The sequence below is a fragment of the Halomonas citrativorans genome (genome assembly GCF_900163645.1).
Classification (GTDB): domain Bacteria; phylum Pseudomonadota; class Gammaproteobacteria; order Pseudomonadales; family Halomonadaceae; genus Vreelandella; species Vreelandella citrativorans.
Map to the genome: position 1 here is coordinate 85,829 of NZ_FUKM01000003.1, position 22,803 is coordinate 108,631.

19 protein-coding genes are annotated in these 22,803 nt (G+C 52.2%); 4 read left to right on the forward strand and 15 right to left on the reverse strand.

Annotation, left to right across the window (positions count from 1 at the left end):
- The first annotated feature begins 81 nt into the window (after positions 1 to 81).
- Positions 82 to 2,112 (forward strand): NADH:flavin oxidoreductase, encoded by a 2,031-nt coding sequence (locus CZ787_RS00885; RefSeq protein ID WP_087105444.1) that lies wholly within the window; start codon positions 82 to 84, stop codon positions 2,110 to 2,112.
- A 100-nt stretch (positions 2,113 to 2,212) separates the two neighbouring features.
- On the opposite strand, the gene CZ787_RS00890 is transcribed toward CZ787_RS00885, so the two are convergent.
- From CZ787_RS00890 to gorA, 4 genes are all read right to left on the reverse strand, one after another.
- On the reverse strand, positions 2,213 to 2,608 hold the full coding sequence (locus tag CZ787_RS00890) for an ectoine synthase (RefSeq protein ID WP_087105445.1): 396 nt from the start codon (positions 2,606 to 2,608) through the stop codon (positions 2,213 to 2,215).
- Positions 2,609 to 2,692: 84 nt separating this feature from the next.
- Complete coding sequence (gene ectB, locus CZ787_RS00895; protein WP_087105446.1) at positions 2,693 to 3,961, reverse strand: diaminobutyrate--2-oxoglutarate transaminase; 1,269 nt, start codon at positions 3,959 to 3,961, stop codon at positions 2,693 to 2,695.
- A 75-nt stretch (positions 3,962 to 4,036) separates the two neighbouring features.
- Positions 4,037 to 4,615: a diaminobutyrate acetyltransferase gene (gene ectA / locus CZ787_RS00900; RefSeq protein WP_087105447.1), complete on the reverse strand. Its 579-nt coding sequence runs from the start codon at positions 4,613 to 4,615 to the stop codon at positions 4,037 to 4,039.
- Positions 4,616 to 4,862: 247 nt separating this feature from the next.
- On the reverse strand, positions 4,863 to 6,245 hold the full coding sequence (gorA, locus tag CZ787_RS00905; protein ID WP_087105448.1) for a glutathione-disulfide reductase: 1,383 nt from the start codon (positions 6,243 to 6,245) through the stop codon (positions 4,863 to 4,865).
- Between the two features lie 138 nt (positions 6,246 to 6,383).
- Between gorA and can the strand changes: the two genes are divergently transcribed.
- Positions 6,384 to 7,031 (forward strand): carbonate dehydratase, encoded by a 648-nt coding sequence (gene can, locus CZ787_RS00910; RefSeq protein ID WP_087105449.1) that lies wholly within the window; start codon positions 6,384 to 6,386, stop codon positions 7,029 to 7,031.
- 58 nt (positions 7,032 to 7,089) lie between these two features.
- On the opposite strand, the gene msrA is transcribed toward can, so the two are convergent.
- The 5 genes from msrA to CZ787_RS00935 all read right to left on the reverse strand — a co-directional run bounded on the left by msrA (position 7,090) and on the right by CZ787_RS00935 (position 16,073).
- Complete coding sequence (gene msrA, locus CZ787_RS00915; protein WP_087105450.1) at positions 7,090 to 7,671, reverse strand: peptide-methionine (S)-S-oxide reductase MsrA; 582 nt, start codon at positions 7,669 to 7,671, stop codon at positions 7,090 to 7,092.
- A gap of 1 nt (position 7,672) precedes the next feature.
- On the reverse strand, positions 7,673 to 12,007 hold the full coding sequence (locus CZ787_RS00920; RefSeq protein ID WP_254908519.1) for a translocation/assembly module TamB domain-containing protein: 4,335 nt from the start codon (positions 12,005 to 12,007) through the stop codon (positions 7,673 to 7,675).
- A gap of 9 nt (positions 12,008 to 12,016) precedes the next feature.
- Positions 12,017 to 13,870 (reverse strand): autotransporter assembly complex protein TamA, encoded by a 1,854-nt coding sequence (locus CZ787_RS00925; RefSeq protein ID WP_087105451.1) that lies wholly within the window; start codon positions 13,868 to 13,870, stop codon positions 12,017 to 12,019.
- A 73-nt stretch (positions 13,871 to 13,943) separates the two neighbouring features.
- On the reverse strand, positions 13,944 to 14,771 hold the full coding sequence (locus CZ787_RS00930) for a hypothetical protein (protein WP_087105452.1): 828 nt from the start codon (positions 14,769 to 14,771) through the stop codon (positions 13,944 to 13,946).
- Between the two features lie 9 nt (positions 14,772 to 14,780).
- Complete coding sequence (locus CZ787_RS00935) at positions 14,781 to 16,073, reverse strand: nucleotide sugar dehydrogenase (protein WP_087105453.1); 1,293 nt, start codon at positions 16,071 to 16,073, stop codon at positions 14,781 to 14,783.
- Between the two features lie 204 nt (positions 16,074 to 16,277).
- On the opposite strand from CZ787_RS00935, the gene ubiG reads away from it, so the two are divergent.
- Both ubiG and CZ787_RS00945 read left to right on the forward strand, forming a co-directional pair.
- Complete coding sequence (gene ubiG / locus CZ787_RS00940; RefSeq protein WP_087105454.1) at positions 16,278 to 17,021, forward strand: bifunctional 2-polyprenyl-6-hydroxyphenol methylase/3-demethylubiquinol 3-O-methyltransferase UbiG; 744 nt, start codon at positions 16,278 to 16,280, stop codon at positions 17,019 to 17,021.
- The gene (locus CZ787_RS00945; RefSeq protein WP_087105455.1) at positions 17,022 to 17,696 is read left to right on the forward strand and encodes an HAD-IA family hydrolase; all 675 of its coding nucleotides are present in this window, start codon (positions 17,022 to 17,024) and stop codon (positions 17,694 to 17,696) included.
- A gap of 115 nt (positions 17,697 to 17,811) precedes the next feature.
- On the opposite strand, the gene CZ787_RS00950 is transcribed toward CZ787_RS00945, so the two are convergent.
- Genes CZ787_RS00950 through tolR form a run of 6 tightly spaced genes read right to left on the reverse strand, consistent with a single transcriptional unit; the run spans position 17,812 to position 22,794 of the window.
- Positions 17,812 to 18,573 carry a YciK family oxidoreductase gene (locus tag CZ787_RS00950; protein WP_087105456.1) on the reverse strand — a complete coding sequence of 254 codons (762 nt, stop codon included), beginning with the start codon at positions 18,571 to 18,573 and terminating at the stop codon, positions 17,812 to 17,814.
- A 33-nt stretch (positions 18,574 to 18,606) separates the two neighbouring features.
- Positions 18,607 to 19,401: a tol-pal system protein YbgF gene (ybgF, locus tag CZ787_RS00955; RefSeq protein ID WP_087105457.1), complete on the reverse strand. Its 795-nt coding sequence runs from the start codon at positions 19,399 to 19,401 to the stop codon at positions 18,607 to 18,609.
- A gap of 47 nt (positions 19,402 to 19,448) precedes the next feature.
- Complete coding sequence (gene pal / locus CZ787_RS00960) at positions 19,449 to 19,994, reverse strand: peptidoglycan-associated lipoprotein Pal (protein WP_087105458.1); 546 nt, start codon at positions 19,992 to 19,994, stop codon at positions 19,449 to 19,451.
- 40 nt (positions 19,995 to 20,034) lie between these two features.
- The gene (gene tolB / locus CZ787_RS00965; protein WP_087105459.1) at positions 20,035 to 21,327 is read right to left on the reverse strand and encodes a Tol-Pal system beta propeller repeat protein TolB; all 1,293 of its coding nucleotides are present in this window, start codon (positions 21,325 to 21,327) and stop codon (positions 20,035 to 20,037) included.
- Positions 21,327 to 22,367, reverse strand: coding sequence for a cell envelope integrity protein TolA (gene tolA, locus CZ787_RS00970; RefSeq protein WP_087105460.1), 1,041 nt, complete (start codon positions 22,365 to 22,367; stop codon positions 21,327 to 21,329). The genes tolB and tolA overlap by 1 nt, the downstream gene beginning before the upstream one ends.
- Positions 22,360 to 22,794 (reverse strand): protein TolR, encoded by a 435-nt coding sequence (tolR, locus tag CZ787_RS00975; protein ID WP_087105461.1) that lies wholly within the window; start codon positions 22,792 to 22,794, stop codon positions 22,360 to 22,362. Before tolR ends, tolA begins: the two co-directional genes overlap by 8 nt.
- Positions 22,795 to 22,803: the final 9 nt, after the last annotated feature.

The following is a 22,803-nucleotide window of genomic DNA, read 5'->3' on the forward strand; positions in this document are numbered from 1 at the left end:
CACAGCTGTCAATTATATTGACAACTATGAACAGAGAAGACTAGCTTGTGTTAATCATCAAAACAACAAGAGAAGACGACCGTGAAAAATGACCCTTTGCTACAGCCGTTACAACTAAAACATTTGACGCTGAAAAATCGGGTAATGCTGACTTCTCACGAACCCGCCTACCCCGAAGATGGCATGCCTAAAGAGTTATACCGGGCTTATCATGTTGAACGTGCCAAGGCAGGTATTGCCCTGACCATGACTGCTGGGTCGGCGGCGGTTTCCCGAGACAGCCCGCCGGTGTTTAACAATATTCTGGCGTATAAAGATGAAGTGGTGCCGTGGATGCGCGACCTCACCGAGGCGTGCCACGAACACAGCACGGCGGTAATGATTCAGCTAACGCACTTGGGCCGCCGAACAAGGTGGGACAAAGGCGACTGGCTACCGACGATTTCAGCCTCCAATCATCGGGAAGCGTCCCACCGCGCCTATCCTAAAAAAGCCGAACTTTGGGATATTGAGCGATTAATCAAGGATTACACCGACGCCGCCGAACGCATGTACGCAGCAGGCCTGGACGGCATGGAGATTCAGGCGTACGGCCACCTGATGGATCAGTTCTGGTCACCGTTAACCAACGAGCTTGATGCGCCTTATGGCGGCAGCCTGGATAACCGGCTACGGTTTACCTTTGAAGTGCTCCAAAGCATCCGTGAGCGTGTTGGTGAGAAGTTCTTACTTGGCGTGCGCTATACCGGTGACGAGTGCTTACCCGGCGGCTTCGATGCCCGTGATGGCATGGCCATTTCCCACCGATTGAAAGACAGCGGCTTGGTGGACTTCCTTAATGTCGTCAAAGGGCACATTGATACCGACCCCGGTCTGACGGACGTGATTCCTATCCAAGGCATGCCTAGCGCACCACACCTTGATTTTGCGGGCGACATTAAACGTGAGGTCGACTTCCCGACCTTCCATGGAGCCAAAATTCAGGATGTTGCGACGGCCCGTCATGCGATTGCCTCCGGCAAGGTCGATATGATCGGCATGACTCGTGCTCATATGGCCGATCCACACATAATGAAAAAGGTTATCGAAGGCCGTGAAGAAGAGATCCGCCCCTGCGTGGGCGCCAATTACTGTCTGGACCGCATTTACCAGGGCGGCGCTGCGTACTGTATTCACAACGCCGCGACTGGACGTGAAACCACCATGCCCCATACCATTCCTCCCGCCGATACCAAACGTAAGGTGGTGGTCGTTGGCACAGGCCCCGGCGGGCTGGAAGCCGCCCGCGTGGGTGCCGAACGCGGACACAAAGTCGTCGTGTTTGAAGCGGCAGATGCCCCCGGGGGGCAAATTCGTTTAACGGCACAGAGCGAGCGCCGTCGAGAAATGATGGGCATCATCGATTGGCGCTTTGAGCGCTGTCAGGCCATGGGTGTCACGTTTCACTTCAATGTCTTTGCCGAACAGGATGAAGTGCTCACCGAATCGCCGGATGTGGTCATTGTGGCAACGGGCGGGCAGCCTAATGAAGAGGCGCTTCAAGAGGGCAACGAGCTGGCCGTCACCGGCTGGGACTTGCTTTCTGGCCATGTGACGCCAGGCAGAAACGTACTGGTGTATGATGATGCAGGCGATCATACCGCCCTGCAAGCGGCTGAGATTATTGCCAAAGCAGGCGGCAAGGTCGAATACATGACAGCCGACCGCGCCTTGGCGCCGGAGGTCATGGCCATGAACCTGGTGCCTTATATGCGTACACTACAAATGCTGGATACCACGTTCACCCCAACCTTCCGCCTGACTGGTATTAAGCGCGACGGCAGTGAACTGGTTGCCTCGGTCAGCAGTGATTACACCAATGTCATCAAACAGCGACGCGTAGACCAGGTAGTCGTCAACTTCGGCACGTTACCCATGGCCGATCTTTACGAAGAGCTGAAGCCGCTGTCGAGCAACCAAGGGGCCGTCAACTATGACAGCCTGATTGTAGGCACACCGCAGCCTATCGCTACCGAAGGAAAGTTTCAGCTGTTCAGGATTGGGGATGCCATTTCGCATCGAAATACCCACGCAGCGATTTATGATGCCCTGCGCATCGTTAAAGACCTGTAGGATTCTGGCTTAGCGCTTTGCCTGGTCGTCTAATCCTACAGGCACTAAAAAGCAGCCTGCGTTAGCAAGGCTGCTTTTATAAGCGCGGGAGAACTAAGGCTTACTCATCAGCCGGCGCATAAGAACCATCTTCACGATGCACTTCCTTACCACTGAGTGCCGGTGTAAAGACACAGGCCACGGTCATGCCTTTTTCTTTGCCGCGCAGCAGGTGCTCGTCATGCTTGTCCAGTAGATAGATATCGCCTGCTTTGATTGGCCAGATTTTGCCATCCGCTAGGGTTTCGACTTCACCTTCGCCTTCATAGCAAAAAACGGCTTCGTAATGATGCTTATACTGAATGTGAGTCTCTGTACCCGGGAAGATACGTGTGATGTGAAAAGAGAAACCAGCATTATCCTCGGCAAGCACCAAACGGGTACTGTCCCAGTTACCATTTTCAGCAGTTACCAGTCGGTCTGTTTTACGCGCTTCTTCAAGATTGCGGACGATCATAATATGCTCCATGCCTGAACGGCTGGCGATACCAGCCGTTGAGTTTATCGTTAAGGTACATTAACTACCCAAAGTAACGTCAGGTTATCCGTTGATAACCGTGTTGACGGCCGCTTCCAAAATATCCAGCGCTTCAAGCAGATCTTCGTCGCTAATCGTTAATGGACAGAGACATTTAACGACTTCACCGCCTTGGCCGCTTGTCTCAATAATCAAGCCGTTTGCAAACGCTTCGCTGGTAATCTTGTCGGCGATGTCACCCGAAACAACGTCAATACCACGCATCAGGCCGCGGCCGCGCTCGGTAGCCGGTATACCATTTTCAGTCAACAGCGCCGCCAGCTTCTGGAAACGCTCTTCAACAATACGGGCTTTGCGTTGTACGTCACGCTCAAACGTATCGTTTGCCCAGTATTTTTTAAGCGCGGCAGTCGCCGTTACCATGGCAAGGTTAAAGCCACGGAAGGTGCCGTTATATTGGCCAGGCTTCCACATGTCCAGCTCTGGACGAATCAATACATGAGCGAAGGGCAAACCAAAGCCAGACAGTGACTTCGAGTTAGTGACGATATCCGGCTTGATGCCGGCATGCTCAAAACTGAAAAACTTACCGGTACGGCCACAGCCTGCCTGGATATCGTCCACGATGAGTAAAATATCGTGTTCACGGCAAATGCTTTCAAGCCGTTTTAACCAGTCCAAGCCTGCTACGTTGATACCGCCCTCGCCTTGCACGGTTTCAACAATAACCCCTGCGGGAATATCCAAGCCGCCTGACTGGTCGCCCAGTAATTTTTCAAAGTAATCAAGCGTATCGGCATGCTCTCCCATATAGCCATCATAGGGTAAAAAGCTTGCCCCTTGCGTCGGAATGCCGCCGGTTGCTTCACGGAATTTACGGTTACCGGTGGTGGCCAACGCCCCCATGGTCACACCGTGGAAACCGTTAGTGAACGTCACAATATTGTGGCGACCTTTGGCTACGCGTGCCAAACGAATAGCCGCTTCAACTGCATTCGTCCCGGTCGGGCCAGGCAGATGAACTTTATAATCCAGCCCACGCGGTTTAAAGATGAGTTCTTCGAGTGTTTCGAGATATTCCCGTTTAGCTGCCGTCCACATATCCAAACCGTGGACAATACCGTCGCTAGACAGGTAGTCAATCATGGCTTGCTTGAGATGCGGGTTATTATGGCCGTAATTGAGCGTTCCGGCACCCGCCAAAAAGTCGATATATTCGCGACCGTTTTCGTCGGTTAAACGAGCATTTTGCGCTTTAGTAAACACAACGGGAAATGAACGTGAATAGGTACGAACATTAGATTCCATACGTTCAAGCGATTGGGTCTTCATTGGCGACCTCCTTGTGTCATCGTTAAGCCGAGAGATGTCGAGAACATCGTGGCAATACGAATAGAGAAAGAAAAATCAGATGTGATCAGTTTGGAATGGGCCGATGCGAACCAGGTTCTCTGGGTCATGCTCCCCACCAAGCTGTTCGGTAGAGAAATATTCACGGCTATTTAACGGCGCATGCCAGCGAGTGGCTAAACGCCGAAACAGTCCCCAGGAAGCCAGGTTGTCAGGTGTAATAGTAGTTTCCAGGTGGTGAACATCGGCGAGTTCAGGACGAGAAAGGATGGCTTCAACAAGGCGGCGGGCAAGCCCTGTACCGCGTGCTTTTTCACCTACGGCTACTTGCCATAAGAAATAGGTATCGGGGGCATTATCTTTTACATAGCCAGATACAAATCCGACTATTTCGCCCTCTTCGTTGGTGGCAACAGCGCAGGTATCACGAAATTGGGTGGCTAACAGCAAGTAAGCGTAAGCAGAGTTAACGTCCAGTGGGGGACATGCTTTTACCAGCTCGTATATCCCCCAGCCGTCCTCTGCATTTGGCTTTCGGATATAGAGAGGCGCTTCTGAAAACCCAACGACCGCGTCGGCAACCGTGGGTCGTGCGAGCTCAGATGAAGGGGTAAAAGGTTGTATTGGCGTATTCATGGTTATGCTTCGCTGTAGCGAATTTGATCATCATTATAACAGCTGATTATTAGCAATTCAAAAGCCATATTATCCACCACCCCGTTTTCCATAACCTATGGTTATACTAGGCTTGGTTTTTTAATACTGACACCGCCACTGGCTAAATAAAAATATGAGTTTAGTCCAACTTTTAAAAAACGTTGATATTAAAAAAGCGAGCCACTGGCTCGCTTGATGTACTGCACGTTAGGAAGCTGCTGGCAGGTTAATGCCGAGTAACGGTCCGCATGGTGACAAACTCTTCAGCACCGGTTGGATGAATACCAACGGTGAGATCAAAATCCTGTTTGGTAAGACCAGCTCTAACGGCGATGGCAATGCCTTGAATAATTTCCCCGGCCTCTTCGCCTACCATGTGCGCTCCGACTACAATATCCGTTGCATCATCAACAATAAGCTTCATCAACGTGCGCTCCTGGCTTCCCGACAAGGTGTGCTTCATCGCCCGGAACTCCGTGGAGTAAACCCGAATGTTAGTAAACTTTTGGCGGGCGCCCTCCTCGCTTAAGCCAACCGTGCCAATATTGGGCTGACAAAAAACCGCGGTAGGCACCGTAGTGTAATCAAGCCGTGTCGGCGTGGTGTCTTTGAAATGATAATCCACCAACTGCATGGCTTCAGCCAGCGCCACTGGGGTGAGCTCTGGACCAGCCGTTAGATCTCCAAGCGCTAACACAGACGGGAGCTGCGTTTCATAATGTGCGTTAACCAGAATTTTACCGTTGCCATCCAACTGAATACCCAGCTCTTCAAGGCCTAGGCCCTGAATATTGGCGTTACGCCCTGTTGCTGCCAGTACAGCGTCTACCTCTAACGTCTCGCCGGTCGTCAGATGAACGTTGTAGCCGGTCTCAATGGCTTCAATACGCTCTATATTGGCGTTGAAATGGAGATTGACACCTTTTTTATCCATTTCCTTACGAGTGAATTCACGCACTTCATGATCAAAGGCTTTCAAAAATAGATCACCACGATAAATCAAATGCGTTTCGCTACCCAGGCCATTAAAAATACTCGCAAACTCAACGGCGATGTACCCGCCGCCCAGGACCATAAAACGCTTGGGAAATGTATCCAGATCAAACACCTGGTTAGAGTCCAGCGCATGCTCATTACCCGGGAAATCAGGCACCCATGGCCAGCCACCTGTGGCCAACAGTATTTTTTTTGCGCTCACGTGAGTAACGCCGTTTTCATCCTCTAACGCCACCGTATGCGCATCGACCAGTCGACCGCGAGCGCTAAGCAGAGTGACGTCTGCCCCTTCCAGCATGCGTTGGTAAATATTGTTTAAACGCTTAATTTCACTTGTTTTATTGTCTCGCAATGTGGCCCAGTCAAAGGTGGCCGGTTCAGATAGCTGCCAGCCAAAACCTGCAGCGTCATCAAAACTGTCATGAAAATGTGCGGCATAGGCATAAAGTTTCTTGGGTACGCAGCCTACGTTGACACAAGTCCCCCCGAGATAGCGGTCTTCCACAATAGCGACGTTGGCACCCGTTGCTGCAGCCATGCGTGCAGCGCGAACGCCCCCTGAACCTGCGCCAATCACTAATAAGTCATATTGATACTCAGAGTCGGCTACCATTATTTGCTCCTAAAAATTGGCATGCGCGTTAAGAAACCGACGGCACATGCTTATTGACCTTAGTCGCGATGAAGGTTAAAACCTTCATCGCTTGCTTGATTTCGCCTTAACTTGACGATGTAACGATACGGAGACTCAATGTCTGACCCTATTGCGACGCTCCTCGAAAATAATCGTGCCTGGGCTGAACGCATGTGCGAAGAGGATCCCGAGTATTTTAAGCGCCTGTCTAATCAGCAAAATCCTGATTATTTATGGATAGGCTGTTCTGATAGCCGGGTTCCCGCTAATCAGATTATTTCATTGCCACCGGGCGAAGTGTTTGTTCACCGCAATGTCGCCAACCTTTTACATCACACCGACATGAATGCGCTCTCTGTTGTGCAGTATGCGGTCGATGTCCTTAACGTGAGCCACATCATGATTGTGGGGCACTACGGCTGTGGCGGTATTAGAGCGGCAGTGACGGGGGGTGAGTGCGGTGTCGTTGATTACTGGCTGCACTCCGTCCGTGAGCAATATAACCATCATCGCCACTCGCTTGATCACCTTCCGTTGGATGAGCAAATTGACCGTATGTGTGAGCTTAATGTTAAAGCACAGGTTAAAAGCTTATGTCGCACTAAAATTTTGCAACGCGCCTGGCAAAGCGGCCAGAATATTTCAGTACATGGCTGGGTCTACGGCTTAAGCGATGGTCGTGTTAAAGACCTTAAATGCACCGTCACTGGGCTGGATCAGGTAGAAACGCTTTACCGCATTGATCGAGTGCAGCCAACCGATTAAGCCCCAGGCGACTATTGCCCGACGCAATAGTCGCCTTTGCCTGCTAATACCGCGTTATCTACCCGCCAATGGGGCATGTTACCCCTGTTCCTTTTAACCCGCAGTATCCGTTAGGATTTTTGTCCAGATATTGCTGATGGTACGCTTCTGCAAAATAGAAAGTATCCAGCGGCTTTATCTCGGTGGTAACAGTACCTTTACCTGCCGCCTCTAACGCCTTTTGGTACGCTTTGGCACTCTGCTCAGCCGACTGCTGCTGTTCATCGGTGGTTGTATAGATAGCAGAACGATACTGCGAGCCTATGTCATTTCCCTGCCGATTGCCTTGGGTCGGGTCGTGCTGCTCCCAAAATATCTGGAGCAAGGCGTCAATATCGGTCTTGCTGGGGTCATACACCACGCGAACCACTTCAGCGTGCCCGGTCCGCCCCGAGCAGACTGCATCATAATCGGGGTCAGGCGTTTGGCCACCCGCATAGCCTGCGGCAGTCACGTATACGCCTGGTTGCTGCCAAAAGAGCCGCTCGACACCCCAAAAGCACCCCATTCCCAGAACGATTTCCTGATAACCTTCAGGATACTGCGCTTGCAGGGAGTGTCCGCTAATAGTATGAACATAGTTCTCGGTTAATCGTGTCATATCACTCTCTATTCGTTTCGCGCTGAATCACTGGGTTGCCTCGGCGAGTAAAAGTATAAATCAAATCGATCGCCTGATTAGTACCCGATACAGCCTGCACGTATAAGTTCCGCCATAGCGTATAGCGAACGGTTAGTTCTGCAATGGGCGAGAAAATTCCCACACCATAGCTAATTCTAATGTCTTCGGTCAGCTGACCGCTAAGGGCAACCTGACTATCATCCCCGGCGCCGGTTGTATCCAGGGCGAGGTCATCAATGCCAAATGATTGCCCAATAGAGCCGACAGCACCACCTACACGACCTAATGACATCCCAATTAAAGCGGTCGTTAGTGCGCTATCCATCCCTCCGCTCGAGTCCTGGCTGCGACCGCGCAACAAGTAGGAAAGCGCTTGCGTTTCACCCATGGAAGGTTCAGAGAAAATCTTGACGTTAGGCTCTGCGGCACTTCCGGTCACGCGCACCCCAGCGATAACGTTATCTTCTGTTCTATCAGGATTACGTATTGCCTCAAAGTCTAGCGCGGGAAGCGATGGTGGACCACTAAACAGTAGTCGGCCACGGCGAATCAGCAAGTCCTGCCCAAAGGCTTGGAAACGCCCGTCAACCAGGTTTACATCCCCAAAAAGCTGAAGTCCACCGCTATTCTGGCGAACTTGAAGTGTCCCGCCCAAATCGGATTCCAGACCATAAGCGGAAATATGCATATCGCGACCTAGTGTCAGGTCAATCAATACATCAAGCGCCATACCCGTTTGGCCTAGCTCCTCCGAGTTGCTAATCCCCCCATTTGCCGCTGCCCTTAGCGCGGCCTCTTCTGCCATGCGGTCGTCGCGCTCAGTAATGATGACCTCATCAGGACTTGGCTCAATAGCGGACGAGGATCTGGCACCAATAACAAGCCGGGACCACGGTAAATCAACATTACCGCGCACCTGTAAATACTCGGGTGTAACACGCACCCGAATATCCGGGGCGACTTCTATACGGCCAAATTGAGGCAGCACCAGCAGAATTGGCTCCTGAACTGCTTCAAGATCGACACCGATACGCCAATCATCCAACGCTGGCCAATAGCTGTCGCCGGTAATGTTAAGCCGACCTTTCTCGGCTTCCACAAACCCATTGATATTCCCCTGTTCTCCATCAAATAAAAGCGTAAGTTCGCCATCACGGACGTCAACAGGGATACCTGGCCCATGGACATGCAGGTTACGCAACGCTAACGCACCTTGTAAATCGGGCTGGCTTGTGGTTCCGCCAATGAGTACTCGCCCATCAAACTCGCCTTCAAGACGGTCTAAACCGATAGCCATGGGTAGATAAGGTTCAAGCAACAGTTTATTCGCGCGCAAATCGCCATCTAGCGTGCCTCGGCCCATTGGATCATCGAGGGTAAGGTTCAGGGTTAGCTCTCCCGCCTCAGAAAACGAGAGTACGATGTTGGCGTCCGCTTGCGCTTGACTCGCCTGCACCTGAACATTGAGGTCAATAGCAGGAAGCTGAACCGGCTGTCCATAATCGTTAACAGCGGTAATGGCGAGATTGCTTAGCAGCTCTACATCAGCCTGCCAGCGCGCTCCGCCTTGATGCCAGTCAACAACCATATCGGCCGTTGTATCACCCTCAAACGTCCACTCTTCGGGCAGGAAAGGCTCGAGCATTTCCATAGGTACTTCGCGTACACTTACCACCGCACGGCCCTGGTTAGCCGAGGCATTAATCGGCTCTTCAGAGCACACCAGCCCGCCTTCCTCACGGCGCAAACAAAACGCGGATAGACGCGCTTGACCATTGGCGAGGTTATAGCTTAGGTCCAAGGGTTCCGCCAGGCGAATAGTGCCCGCCTCGGAGTCAATTTCCAGCGGTGTCAAACGGCCCTGGTAGACTTGGCGCTGTTGATCAAAGCGACCATTCAACGCCACCACCGCACGGCTTAATGGACTCTCTGGTTGACCTTGCACGGTCGCTTCAAGCTGGTGCTGAGAAAGTCGGCCGGTTAGGTTCAGGTCAACGGCCTCAAGATCCTGCCCGCCTGCAAAAATCTCTTTCAAGCCTAGCTGAACATCAAGCCTTGGATCCTCAAGCCCCTGCACATTAGCGTTAAGCGAGAGCTGCTGCACAAGGCTGTCGGTGAAGCGCAGATCACTGCCTGACAAGTCGGCAACAAGGGTAGGTTGCTCAAAACTACCTCCGGCCTGCAGGTTGCCCGTTAATGTACCGCCCAACTCAGGCGAGAGCGTATTGAGTTCACGCAGATCAATATCAGCCTTCAAGGACATTGCCTGCTCGCTTAGCTGGCCTGACGCGTGAAGCCGGTTGTTGCCCTGAGCGAACTGAAGTTGGTGAATATCGATCTCCAGATTGCTGTTAGCATCCAGCGCCGCCTGCAAGGTCAAGGGATAATCGCGAAGCTTGCCTTCAATATCGATATTTGCCACGCTAACCGACCATACATCGTCTAGCTGGCGTACGTTGAGATCAATATCGCCGGTTAAGCTACCCTCCATTTGGTCAACAAAATTGCCGGGATTAAATTGATCCAACCAGACCTGTGCATCGACCGTTAGCGGCGCCACCCAGTGGATACGCCCTTCGCTACGCAGCCTGCTTTCTTCTACCTGAAGAACCAGCGGCTCCCAACGGAAATGATTAGCATCGCCGTCGCCAGTAAGAGTAACGCTAGCGCGTGGCAACTCAGGGCCATATGCCTCAAGACTAACCTTCGCATGGTAAGCCTCCATACTGCCCTCCACCGTTAGGTCGACCGCTTCGGCCACATACGGCTGAGTTCCGCTCGCACCGTCGGCCACAGGTTCGTCTACCAAGGGCCATTGCAGTCGTTCACTTTGCAAACGCGCCTGAAAGGATAAATCGGGTGTTGACCAATCGACATGCCCTTCACTTCGCAGCGAGTTTTCCCCCAATTGCAGAACTAAAGGCTGCCACTGAAAATGACCAACGTCTCCATCGCCAGTAAGCGTTACCTGAGTAGGTGGTAACTGAGGACCCTGCGCGCGTAGGCTAACCTCGGTGCGGTAAGCCTCAAGACTACCCTCTACCGTAAGGTCAACGGCTTCAATTACATAAGGCTCAAGAGCACTCTCGCCTGCTGGCGGCGTTTCCTCTACCAAAGGCCATTGCAACCGGTCGCTTTGCAGCCGCGCATGGAAAGGTACGTCGGGTGCTAATGCATCTACGCTTACTGCAAGTGATGCAGTTACTACTTCTGAGGCACTAAGCTCAGCCTGTAGATTGTTTAGCGGACCGGACAGCGTAAGGGCCAGTTTTTCCCCTCTTAATTCTGGATAAAGTTCGGGTAAAAACAGCTCGGCATTTAACTGCGCTTCCAGTGGATAACTACCGGTTAAGTCCACATTGCCTACAAGGGTGGCTTCAACATCCTTGGTCACCACATCAAAAGATGTGATATCTACCTTACTTTCCTTTGTGCTACCCGCTAACTGCAAGCGTTCGACAGCGTATTCAAAGGCACCTGTCAACTGAGTATCGGTTACTGTCAGGTCGCTCACGCTAATATCGACAGGTAAAGCGATCTCGGGCAGCTCGATACGCTCCCTGTCAGCCAAGCGTTGCTCGGGTGACGGGGCAGGTAAGGCGTCATCTTGAGGTTGAGGCGTGGCCACGGCAATGGCGCCGTCAATGCCCTCAGCCGCTAGCGAGGTTTGAGCATTCTGCGTAAGTTGAACACCCGCTGAGGGCGGTAAATAAATGATCAACTGATCAAGATGAGTTGGCGCTAAATCAACGTTGCTCCACGCGGCACTGGCAGATGATTCAAACGACGCCCATTGAATACGCGTACCATCCGCAAGCTGCACATTACTATTATTGACAACAACCGAGCGCAGCTCGATAGGAAATGGCAGATGCAGTCTGAAGGGCTCGTCTGACGCTTGTGGCTCATCAGGTGTTTCATCTGCACGTAAGCGCACATTTAACCCATCAGTGTGCAATGTATCCAGGCAGAGTCGCCCAGAGAGGAGACAGTCACCGCCCCAGGCAAGCTCAAGGTCATCAATGCTGACCGCTAGATTGCCTAGATCAAGATGAAATCCCTTTAAGGAAAATTGTTCCAGTAACGCGCCTTCTTGTTGCTCGTAAGAAAAGTATCCTCGCTTCTCCCCTTGTGAGAATAAAAAATCAGTCCCCCAAGGCGATAATGCCGTACCCAAAAGCAGTGCAACGACCCCAAATAGCCAGAGTGGCAGAACAATGGCCAGCCGTATCAGACTCCAGATCAATAGCCATGCACGGTGTCTAGTTGAGTACTGCTGGCGCGTCGTAGAAGTAGAAGATTCAACCTGGGACAAAGCGTGCTCCTAGAATTCCGGGCCGATGGAGAAATGCGCACGATATGCATCGTCGTTATCGAAGGGGTGCGCTACATCAAAGCGAATTGGCCCTACCGGCGATACCCAGCGGACACCCACCCCAGCGCCGGTTTTTAAATCGTGTGGACCCCAGTTATCGAAGGCATCACCGGTATCCACGAACGTCGCCGCCCACCAGTCGCCCCTAACACGACGCTGATATTCAAGGCTCGAGGTAATCATTTGACGCCCGCCCTGCAAGCGACCCTCTGCGTTACGTGGCGACAAAGTCTCATAGGAGTAACCGCGCACGCTGCGATCGCCCCCTGCAAAGAAACGCAATGACGGTGGAATCTTGGAGAAATCATCTGTTTCGATAGCGCCAATGCTTAACCGTGCTAAAAAGCGATTATCGTTGCTGATAGTGCGGATAAATTCGGCATCACCGGTTAAACGTACAAATTGTGCGTCTGATCCCCACACTGTGTCGGAATACTCAATCGAGAGCTGCTGACGGTCGCCCCAAAGAGGGAACCGCTGTGGCCGTGTCCGCGTTCGAGACCACTGGATTCCTGGGTAATAGAGCCAGACTTTGTCTGCCTCTCCCCCTTGAGTAAAGTCTTCATACGTTGTTCGAAAATACACCGACTGGATCCAGTCGTTGTCAAATTGCCAACGACGAGCAAGCTCAACAGAGCCTTGCATCGACCGGGTATCGCTATCATCAATATTGCGAACCCCGTATTGCAATCGATAGCTATCGCGGAGCGGGTCTTCAAGGGGAACGTTGTACACACCGGTAAAGCGCTGTTCCGGCGTGGAAAGATAAAGGTCATGATTCAGGCTGTGACCTAAACTATTAATCCATGGCTGGTGCCAGCTAAAGCGTAAACGGGGTCCTACATCTGTCGCATAACCGATACCCACCTCAAACTGGTGGCGGTTCGCAGGATCAACGTTCACATCAATGGGCAAACGAATATCGTCATTTTTATTGATAGTCAGTACGCTCGCCAGGGCCGCACTACTAATCCGCGGACGCTTCGGCTGGGAAGCCGTGGCTGACTCCCACCAAGGCGAGGCACCGCCCTCAGGAGGCGCAACAACCAGCTCTTGGGCCGTTGTCAAACGAGGGCGAATCGAAACGGATCTAAACCAACCGGTTTCAACCAAGCGCTGCGTATAAGTAGCAAGCGACTCCGCGAGATAGGGATCGTTATTCTCATACGTCTGCATGTTATGCAGGCGATCAAGAACAATGTGGCTCCCTGTGATATTGGTTTCACCAAACCGAAAGCGTGGGCCACTATCAAAATCCATATAGAGGCGCGCACTTCGTAAATAAGGGCGCACTTCCATACGCCGTTTGGTAAAAGCCCAATCAAAGTAGCCACGTTCGATAGCTAACCCCGAAAATTGTGAACGCAATTGATCCCAGGGCGGCTGAACTAACGGGTCGCCTACTTTTAAGGGAAAACTATCCAGAGCATCTTTAAAGGGAGGGTCATCTTTAGCATCGCCAGTAACGTTAATCGACAGGTCCTGGATTTCGACCCGAGGACCTGGATCAATGTTGAGTACAATCGCGGGTTCAATTTCAACCTCAACGGTGGGTTCATAATAGCCATAGACACGCATCGCTACTCTTGTTCGGCTGCGTATCTCACCTTCTAAACGAGTTTGGGTATATTGTTCAGCATCAATGCTCTCTAAATAGGCACTGATATTATCTTCAACGTCGCCTCCAATCCCGTTGATGGTCGCCGTTAACGCCAAAACTGATGGAACATAGGCAAAACACAGAGGGAGCGCAATAAAACAAACCATCCGAGTAGCTGAAAGCCAACGCCACTGTCTTCCCATACAATAAACTCCCTAACAAACTCGTTTCGTTGGCGGTTATAGCCTGTTCCACTACTATCTAAGCATTTCTATACTATCTAAGCATTTCTATTTGGGCGCTAAAAGCTAGTTGGGCCTGGCGAATTTGCCGTATGTCACTTTCAAGGGCAGATAAACGCTGACTCCACTGCTCTTCAAATGCCTCAACTTCATCACTTGGAGAGAATGACGCTAACTGTAGCGTATTTAGCTGAGTGTCCAATTGATTAAAGCGCTCGCTAAAAGCAGCAATTTGCTCTTCCATCTGCCCTGTTACTGTTTGGTTTAACTGATTGACCTGCTCTTCCAGTGACGTAAGCTGCTGAGCGGTGGTTTGCTCCAAATGATTAACCTCTTCAACAAGGTTTTGCCGACCGGATATGCCCGCCTGTTCCAGTGCATCCAAGGAGGTGCTAAACGCTGCCAAGCGACGATCACGTAAGGCAGCCTGCTCTTGGTATTGGGAAAGGCGCTGGTTAAACGACGTCATCATCTCATTGGATGGGCGCTCTTCGTCATCTGTCAGCGCACCATAGAGCTCTTCACGCGTATTGATTAACGCAACAGACAGCTGCTCCTGCTCCTGGAACAGCGTTGTCATCTGAGCCTGCACAAGCGCAATTGTATCCTGCACATCAGTATCACCTGAGTCCAACCGAGCATGAACGTTAGAGACCTCGCCACTGACGCGGTGGAGTTCGGTTAATAAACGCTCGCGTTCAAACCACAGCGCGACAGCGGCGCCTGCGAGTAGCGCACAGAGCAAGAGCATTCCAAGCCATAAGGGCCATACAAGTGGTCCTTTTCGATGGCGCAGATGCTGGGCCGTTAAGCTTTGGCCTACATCGGGAACAATACGTTGGGAAGGCGTCGGATTAGGCATGGCATTTTCTCAAAAAGACGTAGGGTCAGCACGACGACCAATACCACGGTACTTTAAGCCGCAGTTGGCAACAAATGTAGGGTCGTAAATATTTCGGCCATCTAACACCAGCTTAGCGCTGAGTAGCCCTGCAAGTCGATGCCAGTCTGGGTTCCAGTATGACTTCCACTCCGTAACCAGCATTAGCGCATCGGCACCTTCACATGCCTGATATAGGTCTTGATCAAATGTTTGAAGGTCATCGCGCTGCCCAACAAGCTGATGCAATGCACTGGTAGCGGCGGGATCATGCAGTTTTACCTTTACACCTTGTGCCCACAAAGCGTCTAAAAGCGTCAATACCGGCGCATGGTCAATACGTGCTGTGCCAGGCTTGAACGCAGCCCCCCATATAGCGATCGTTTTACCAGCTAACTCGCCTTCAAAATGGGCCCAAAGTTTACGGAACAGTGTCTCTTTTTTATGCTCATTAATGTCCATGACCTGTTCAAGCAACGCGGAGTATCGACCGCTTTTTGACTGAACATCTGCCAGGCGCATTAAGTCCCGCGAAAAGTTGGGGCCACCAAAACCACAGCCAGGATACAAATACTCAAAACCGATACGTGTGTCGGCCCCCATACCTTGGCGAACATGCTCAACATCCACGCCTAGTGTATCGGCTAAACCGGCAATTTCATTCATGTAGCTAATTCGTGTAGCCAGCATGCCATTGATGGCAAGCTTGGTAAGCTCTGCCGCCCGGCGCGGCATGGGCTGGAAAACTTCTTGTCGGCGGTTGAACGCACGTAAAAGCTCGCGCGCAACGTGCTCTCCGTGGGCATCATCACATCCAAGCAGCCAACGCGAGGGGCGAGTAAACGACGCCCAGGCACGCCCTTCTTCAAGCGTATCCGGCAAGGCCACGCTGCTATGCTGGCCTCTCATTAAATCATCCAAGCGCTCCGTTTCGCCGACCGGAAACGTAGAGTTATTAATTAAAACGGCACCTTGCTGCAGACATAGTTCCGACTGTTGAAGCAGTATGCTGGCGTCGTTACGCTGGCTTGGCGAAAGTGCAAGCCAGACAACATCCGCCGAAGACGCTTGTGCTACATCATCAATCAGTACTAACGTGCCATCGGCCAATCCCTGCTGGATATGCGGCATTAGCTCCGGCTCACTGCGCAGCCAATCCACCTGCGAAAGAACCGCCCAGGGCGCACTCTGATGGGGTAACCACTCTACTTGATGACCTACCCAGGCTAATGCGGACGCTGCTGTCACCGCACTTAGTTCACTGCCGTAAAGAAATACTCGCATTTACCGAACTCCTTGTACGGCGGAAAAGCGAGAAAATATAGCCATAAGATTCATACAATGGTCCTTTTCATGCGTTCTGACCTGGGAGTGGTTAGAATGTCCATAATACTGAATGATTGAGTGGATGCCACTCGCACTTGATGCTAACAACCTGGCTGGATAGGAAAACACTATCCATTGCTGACTGACGATGGGAGTCAACACATGCAAGCGACACCTCAGGATAGCACTGCTGATCGCTACCAAGGCAACGTCGATGCAGCGGAAGTTGCTAAATTTGAAGCACTTGCTAGCCGCTGGTGGGACCCAAAGAGTGAATTCAAGCCGCTACATGAGATTAACCCCCTGCGCCTGAATTTTATTGATGCACGTGCCGGTTTAGCCGGAAAACAGGTGCTGGATGTGGGCTGCGGGGGCGGTATCCTGAGTGAGTCCATGGCACATCGCGGTGCCAAGGTAACGGGCATTGATCTTGGCGAAGCGCCGCTTGGCGTTGCCAGGCTGCATGCAGAAGAGAGCGGCGTATCCGTTGACTACCAAAATATTAGTGTTGAGGCGTTGGCTGCTCAAACCCCGGGACATTTTGATGTCGTTACCTGCATGGAGATGCTGGAGCACGTACCTGACCCCGCTTCAGTGATTCGGGCCTGCTGTACGCTGGTGCGCCCTGGCGGCTATGTGTTTTTTTCAACGCTCAACCGTACGCCAAAATCCTACGCATTTGCGATATTAGGCGCCGAATATGTCCTTAGGCTACTGCCCCGCGGCACCCACGACTATGCCAAATTTATTCGTCCGTCTGAAATGGCGGCATGGTCACGCCAAGTGGGCCTGGAAGTACGTGAGCAAGCAGGGCTGACGTACAACCCTCTTACTCGTCGCTACCGCTTAGTGGCTGACGATGTCTCTGTAAACTACATGATGTATTGCCGCAAAGTGAGTCAATAGATGCCGACGACGCCACCGCTTGCCATTCTGTTTGATCTTGACGGAACCCTGGTGGATACCGCGCCCGATCTTGCTCAAGCAACTAACGCCTTACGCGCCCACCACGGGCTGGCGCCCCTAGCCTACGAGCAGATTCGTCGCCAGGTTTCAAACGGGGGGAGCGCGCTAGTCACCCTGGCGTTGGATATTGATCACAAAGCCCCAGGCCATGATACCGCCCGCCAGTTTCTGCTCGACGCCTATGAACAAGCCGTAGCGGTGCATAGCCAAGTATTTATCCCGCTTGACCAATGGCTTATTGAGTGGCACGGAAATCAACGGCCCTGGGGGATTGTCACCAATAAGCCGCGCCGCTATACCGAGCCTTTACTAACCGCATTAGCGCTGGAGCCAGGTGCATTACTGTGTGCCGATGACCTGAGTGTTAAAAAGCCCGACCCGGAACCTTTGTGGGAAGCGGCCCGTCGTTTGGGCGTCGCGCCGGAACAGTGCTGGTATGTCGGCGACCACGTACGCGATATGCAAGCAGCGAAAGCCGCTGGCATGACAGCCGTTGCGGTAGGATATGGTTATATCAGTGAAGAGGATGATTATCAGAAGTGGCCCGCCGACCTGTGGTTTGAAGAGTGCTCAATGCTGGTTGACGCATTAAACGCTTTTAATGATGCGGCGTAGTGAGCTATCACCACAGCTGGCGTAATAACCACCGTTAGGGCCTTGCTTTAAGGCTCTTTTTAAGGGCTCTTTTTTTAAAGGCGCTGCATTCAAGCCCTAACGGTAGAATTAAAGATTAAACACGCGCCGGCTGCGCATCAAACTTTTGGCCGCTAACGCCGGTACTATCGGGACCCATTAGCCATAAATAGGTCGGCATAATGTCATTGGGCGTCCGAAGCGTGGCAGGGTCTTCGCCAGGGTAGGCGCTTCGGCGCATTTGAGTACGGGTAGCTCCTGGGTTAAGGGTATTCACCCGGATATTGGTTTGATGCTCAAGCTCGTCGGCCAGCACTTCAACAAACCCTTCGGTGGCAAATTTGGAAACCGAGTAGGCCCCCCAATACGCGCGCCCTTTTCGTCCCACACTGGATGAGGTGAAAATAATTGAGGCGTCGTCTGATTGCTTAAGCAACGGTAATAACGCTTGAGTCATCCATACTGGGCCATTGATATTCACCTGCATGACCTGCTCCCATAGCTCAGCATCGTATTGCTCAAAGGGAGTAATCCGGCCCAGCAATCCAGCGTTATGCAAAAGCCCATCCAAACGACCAAACTCTTTATCGAGTGTTTTTGCCATGTCATCGAAGTCACTAAGCGTTGCGCCTTCAAAATTAAGCGGAAAAATAGCGGGCTGTGGCCCGCCTAACGCCTCAATTTCGTCGTAGACCCGCTCCAATTTTTCGATAGTACGGCCTAGTAAGATAACGGTCGCACCGTGTTGCGCATACTGCAACGCTGCCGCACGACCAATCCCATCGCCGGCTCCAGTGACCAATACGACACGGTTTTCAAGCAAATGCGGCAATGCTTGATAGTCGATTTTGCAACTCATGACACTTCCTGAAAACAAACATTTAACGTGATATTACCCAGCCGACTGGCGGAGAAAATCATTGGCAAGTCCAGCCGCACTACTTTGCGGATAGTCGTCACGCACTTGCTCTAACAGTTCGCGACTGCGCTCTGCATCGCCTTGACGTGCTTTAACCAAACCAAGTTTATAAAGGGCATCGGGCACTTTACTGCTGCTATCAAAGTCGGTAATAACCCGGCTAAAGGCTGCATCGGCATTATCAAGCTGGCCTTCAGCGGCATACAGCTCACCTAACCAGTAATAGCCGTTAGAGGTCAAGCTGGTATCAGGATGAGCAGTGACGAATTCATCAAATGCTTGAATCGCCTCTTCAAACTGGCGTGCCTGAACATGGGCAAATGCAGCCTGATAGTCCGCCTGGGCATCATCACTCACGTTACGTGCCGAGGGTGCGCTGATAACTTCTTGAGCGGCCTCAGGTTCAACCTGTGGCGTAGACTGCTCTATGGGCGAGGGTCCACTGCTCATTAGGCGGTCTTCGATGTCCAGATACTGCTGCTGCGATTGGCGACGCAATTGTTCAAGCTGATGGCGTAACTCTTCAATTTGGCCACGCAACTGTTGGATTTCCTGCGAGTGCTCTTCCACCTGATTGAACAGCACAAGGTTGCCACCGGATGCTTCCTGACGCTGAGTCTGCTGATAAAATCCGCTGGAATTACCGGAAGAAAGATCCTGGACCAGCGGCTGCTGGGCAATAGCTGCAAGGGGCAATACGGACAGCGGGAGCACTAAGGCTCCCGCACCGCACAGCCTCTCAAAATAGCGTTTGAGACTGTGATTCATGACGACTCCGTAGACAAAGTCGGCGTGCAGTTTACACGCCAACAATATCAGTAATTAAATACAACGCGACGGTTTTGGCCATAAGCATTTTCGTTATGACCACTTACTGCCGGACGCTCTTCGCCATAGCTTACAACAGTCATTTGTGAAGGAGAAACGCCTTGGATATTCATGAAACGCTGAACAGCGCGTGCGCGACGCTCGCCCAATGCCATGTTGTACTCCCGGGTACCACGCTCATCGGTATGTCCCTGTAACACAACTTGGGCACTCGGATTAGCGCGCAGGTAGCGTACATGAGCCATTACCGCAGACTCATACTCACTCTTGATAGTATCACGGTCATAATCGAAGTAAATCGTGCGTACCTCAGGAATGCGAGAGTCCGCTTGTTGACCAGCGCCTGTACCAGAGCCGGTAGTAGAGCCATATTGACCACCGGTACCCGCACCAGAGGTGCCAGCGCCCATGCTGCTGCCATCCTGGCTTCCGTAAGAATCCCCATCCTGGGTTCCGCCGGTGCTGGAGCAGCCAGCAATCGCTACGATAGATAACGCTACGGCCAATGAGCGAGCCAACGGCTTAAGTTGCATAATCAGACTCCTTGCCTGAAAAAAATAACACTATAGATCATTAGTTTAAAAACGGTGACCATGCGGGGTCACGCACTTCGCCTTGAGCAGCAGGAAGCCGGAATGACGACCGCCCATCGGCAGAAACGGCACTTAGCACCCCATTGTTACCCTCTTGGTTAGCGAAGATTACCATGGTCCCGTTCGGCGCAACACTAGGAGATTCATCTCTTATTGAATCGCTTATTACGACCAGCCGTCCTCCATCCAAATCCTGGCGTGCTACCTGGTATCCTCGGCTGGAACGGTGGATTAAAAAGATCTGATCGCCGTCCGGAGAGTAACGCGCACGGGCATTATAATTGCCGGTAAACGTCACGCGATTTGTCTCGCCGCTACCTAACGATAGTTGGTAAATCTGAGGGCCGCCGCTGCGATCAGAGGTGAACAGCAGGCTACGACCATCCGGCGACCAAGCGGGCTCGGTGTCAATGCTATTACTGTTGGTAACGCGTTCTACCGAGCGGTTAGCGATATCCATGATATAGATTTCAGGCTGCCCATCCTTGGATAACGACATGGCGATACGGCGACCATCGGGGGACCACGTGGGTGCACCATTGATACCGTCAAATGATGTTGCCATGACACGCTGACCGGTGGCGACATCCTGGATATAAATCGCTGGACGCTCCGTTTCAAAGGAAACATAAGCAAGCTTGCGTCCGTCCGGCGACCAAGCGGGCGACATGATCGGTTGATCAGACGTTAATACCTGCTGGCTATTGCGACCGTCAGCATCAGCTATGTAGAGACCGAACTGCATATTATCGCCAACCCCTTGGGCCGTCACGTAAGCAATGCTGGTTGAGAAAGCACCACGTATATCAGTAATCGCCTCAAATATCTGGTCGCTGATATAGTGTGCTGCCCCACGCAGATCATCGGCATTCGCTGTGACAGTTTCGCCAATCATCCGGCGCTGGCCACTGACATCCATCAGGTCAAACTGTAGCTGATAGCCGTTGCCCGTTTGTTCGGCACGCCCGACGACCAGATAACGCACGTCCAATGACCGCCAGGTTCCAAACTCAACGTCATCCGCTTGGCTTGGCTGGTCAAACATGGCACTACGCTCTAGCGGTGAGAATAGACCACTACGCTCAAGATCGTCCTGAATGATTTGAGCAACATCTTCCGACATGCCCTGATTGCCTGCGAAAGGCACCACCCCAATGGGTAATGCCTGGTCGCTGCCCCGTGTAATTTCGATGGTCAAGTTTGCATTCGCAGCTGCGAAACCACTCACTAGCAGTAGTACGCAAAATAACCACACTTTCCTTAGTTTTTGCATCAGCGAACATCCCCCGGGGTAAATCGCAGATTAAATTGACGTAAGTTCCGCTGCTGTTCCGCAGGTAAATCTCTTAATTCACCAAACGGTGCAGCATGTTCAACTGCTTGCATGGCAGACCGATCAAATGCACTGTCACCACTTGATGTAGCAATTGACGTTGCAAGCAGCTCGCCCGAAGGGCCTAAACGTATTTGTAGCGTAGCACTCAATGAATCGCTTGCTCCAGGTGGAATCAACCATGCCTGTTCAACCGCTCGACGCACAATATTGATAAAGCTATTGGCGGCCTGCTGCGCTTGCTGTGCATTGGCTGCAGCTTCCGCCTCACCTTCTAACTGGCGCTGCATGGCGGCTTCCGCTGCGGCAGCAGCTTCGCGTTCAGCTTCTTCACGAGCACGCTGCTCTTCAGCTTCACGCTCACGTTGGGCTTCGGCTTCTGCTTCGGCTGCTGCTTCGGCTGCTGCTTCGGCTGCTGCTTCGGCTTCTGCTTCGGCTGCTGCCTGGGCTTCTGCTTCGGCCGCTGCCTGGGCTTCTGCTTCAGCTGCTGCCTGGGCTTCTGCTTCGGCCGCTGCCTCACGGGCTTGAGCTTGCGCCGCCTGTTCTTGCGCTAGTCGTTCGGCTTCCTCAGCACGGCGTTGCGCTTCGGCTTCTGCTGCGGCTTGGGCTTCTTCCAAAGCTTGTGCCTGCGCTTCAGCTTCAGCTTCAGCGGCAGCCTGCTGCTCGGCCTCTTGGTTATCCGGTTCAGCTACATCCGGCTCACTCACTTCCGGCTCAGGAACAGGTTCAGTTGAGCTGTTCATTGCCGCCTGCTGTTCAGTTACCTGCTGGGCCTGATCTGTGAACGTCTCGGTACTCACAAACGTGGCCTGAACAATGGATGAAGAGTCAGGCTCCGGGGTTGAACTGGGCCAATTAATAAGGCTAAAAACAATAATAGCCAAATGCACAGCGACCGCGAGGATGATTGGCAACGTGTAGCCAACGTCTTGCGGGTCATGCGGCGCAGCAACGGTTACTTGCGGCTTGCCCTTACCCATCTTGCGGTGGCTCTGAAAGCAGTCCTACATTTTCAACGCCCGAGCGCTGGAGCGTGCTCATGAGTAGAACAATTTGTCCATACTGTACGCCTTGGTCGCCACGCACCATGACGGGCGTGCCCGGGCGACGTTGCAATATGGCCGAAACGCGTTCTGATATTTGCTCAAGCGAAACGGCGGTTGAATCTTCACCCAGCGTAATAAAATATCCGCCTTCACGATCCACCGAAATAATGATCGGGTCACTGTCCTGAGTATCGATCGGTTCGGATGACACCTGAGGCAAATCCACCTGAACGCCTTGCGTTAGCATCGGAGCGGTAATCATAAAAATGACCAGCAGTACCAACATAACGTCGATAAAGGGGACAACGTTAATCTCCCCCATCGGCTTACTTTTGCCGCTGCGATTAAATGGACCTTGCATGGCTAACTC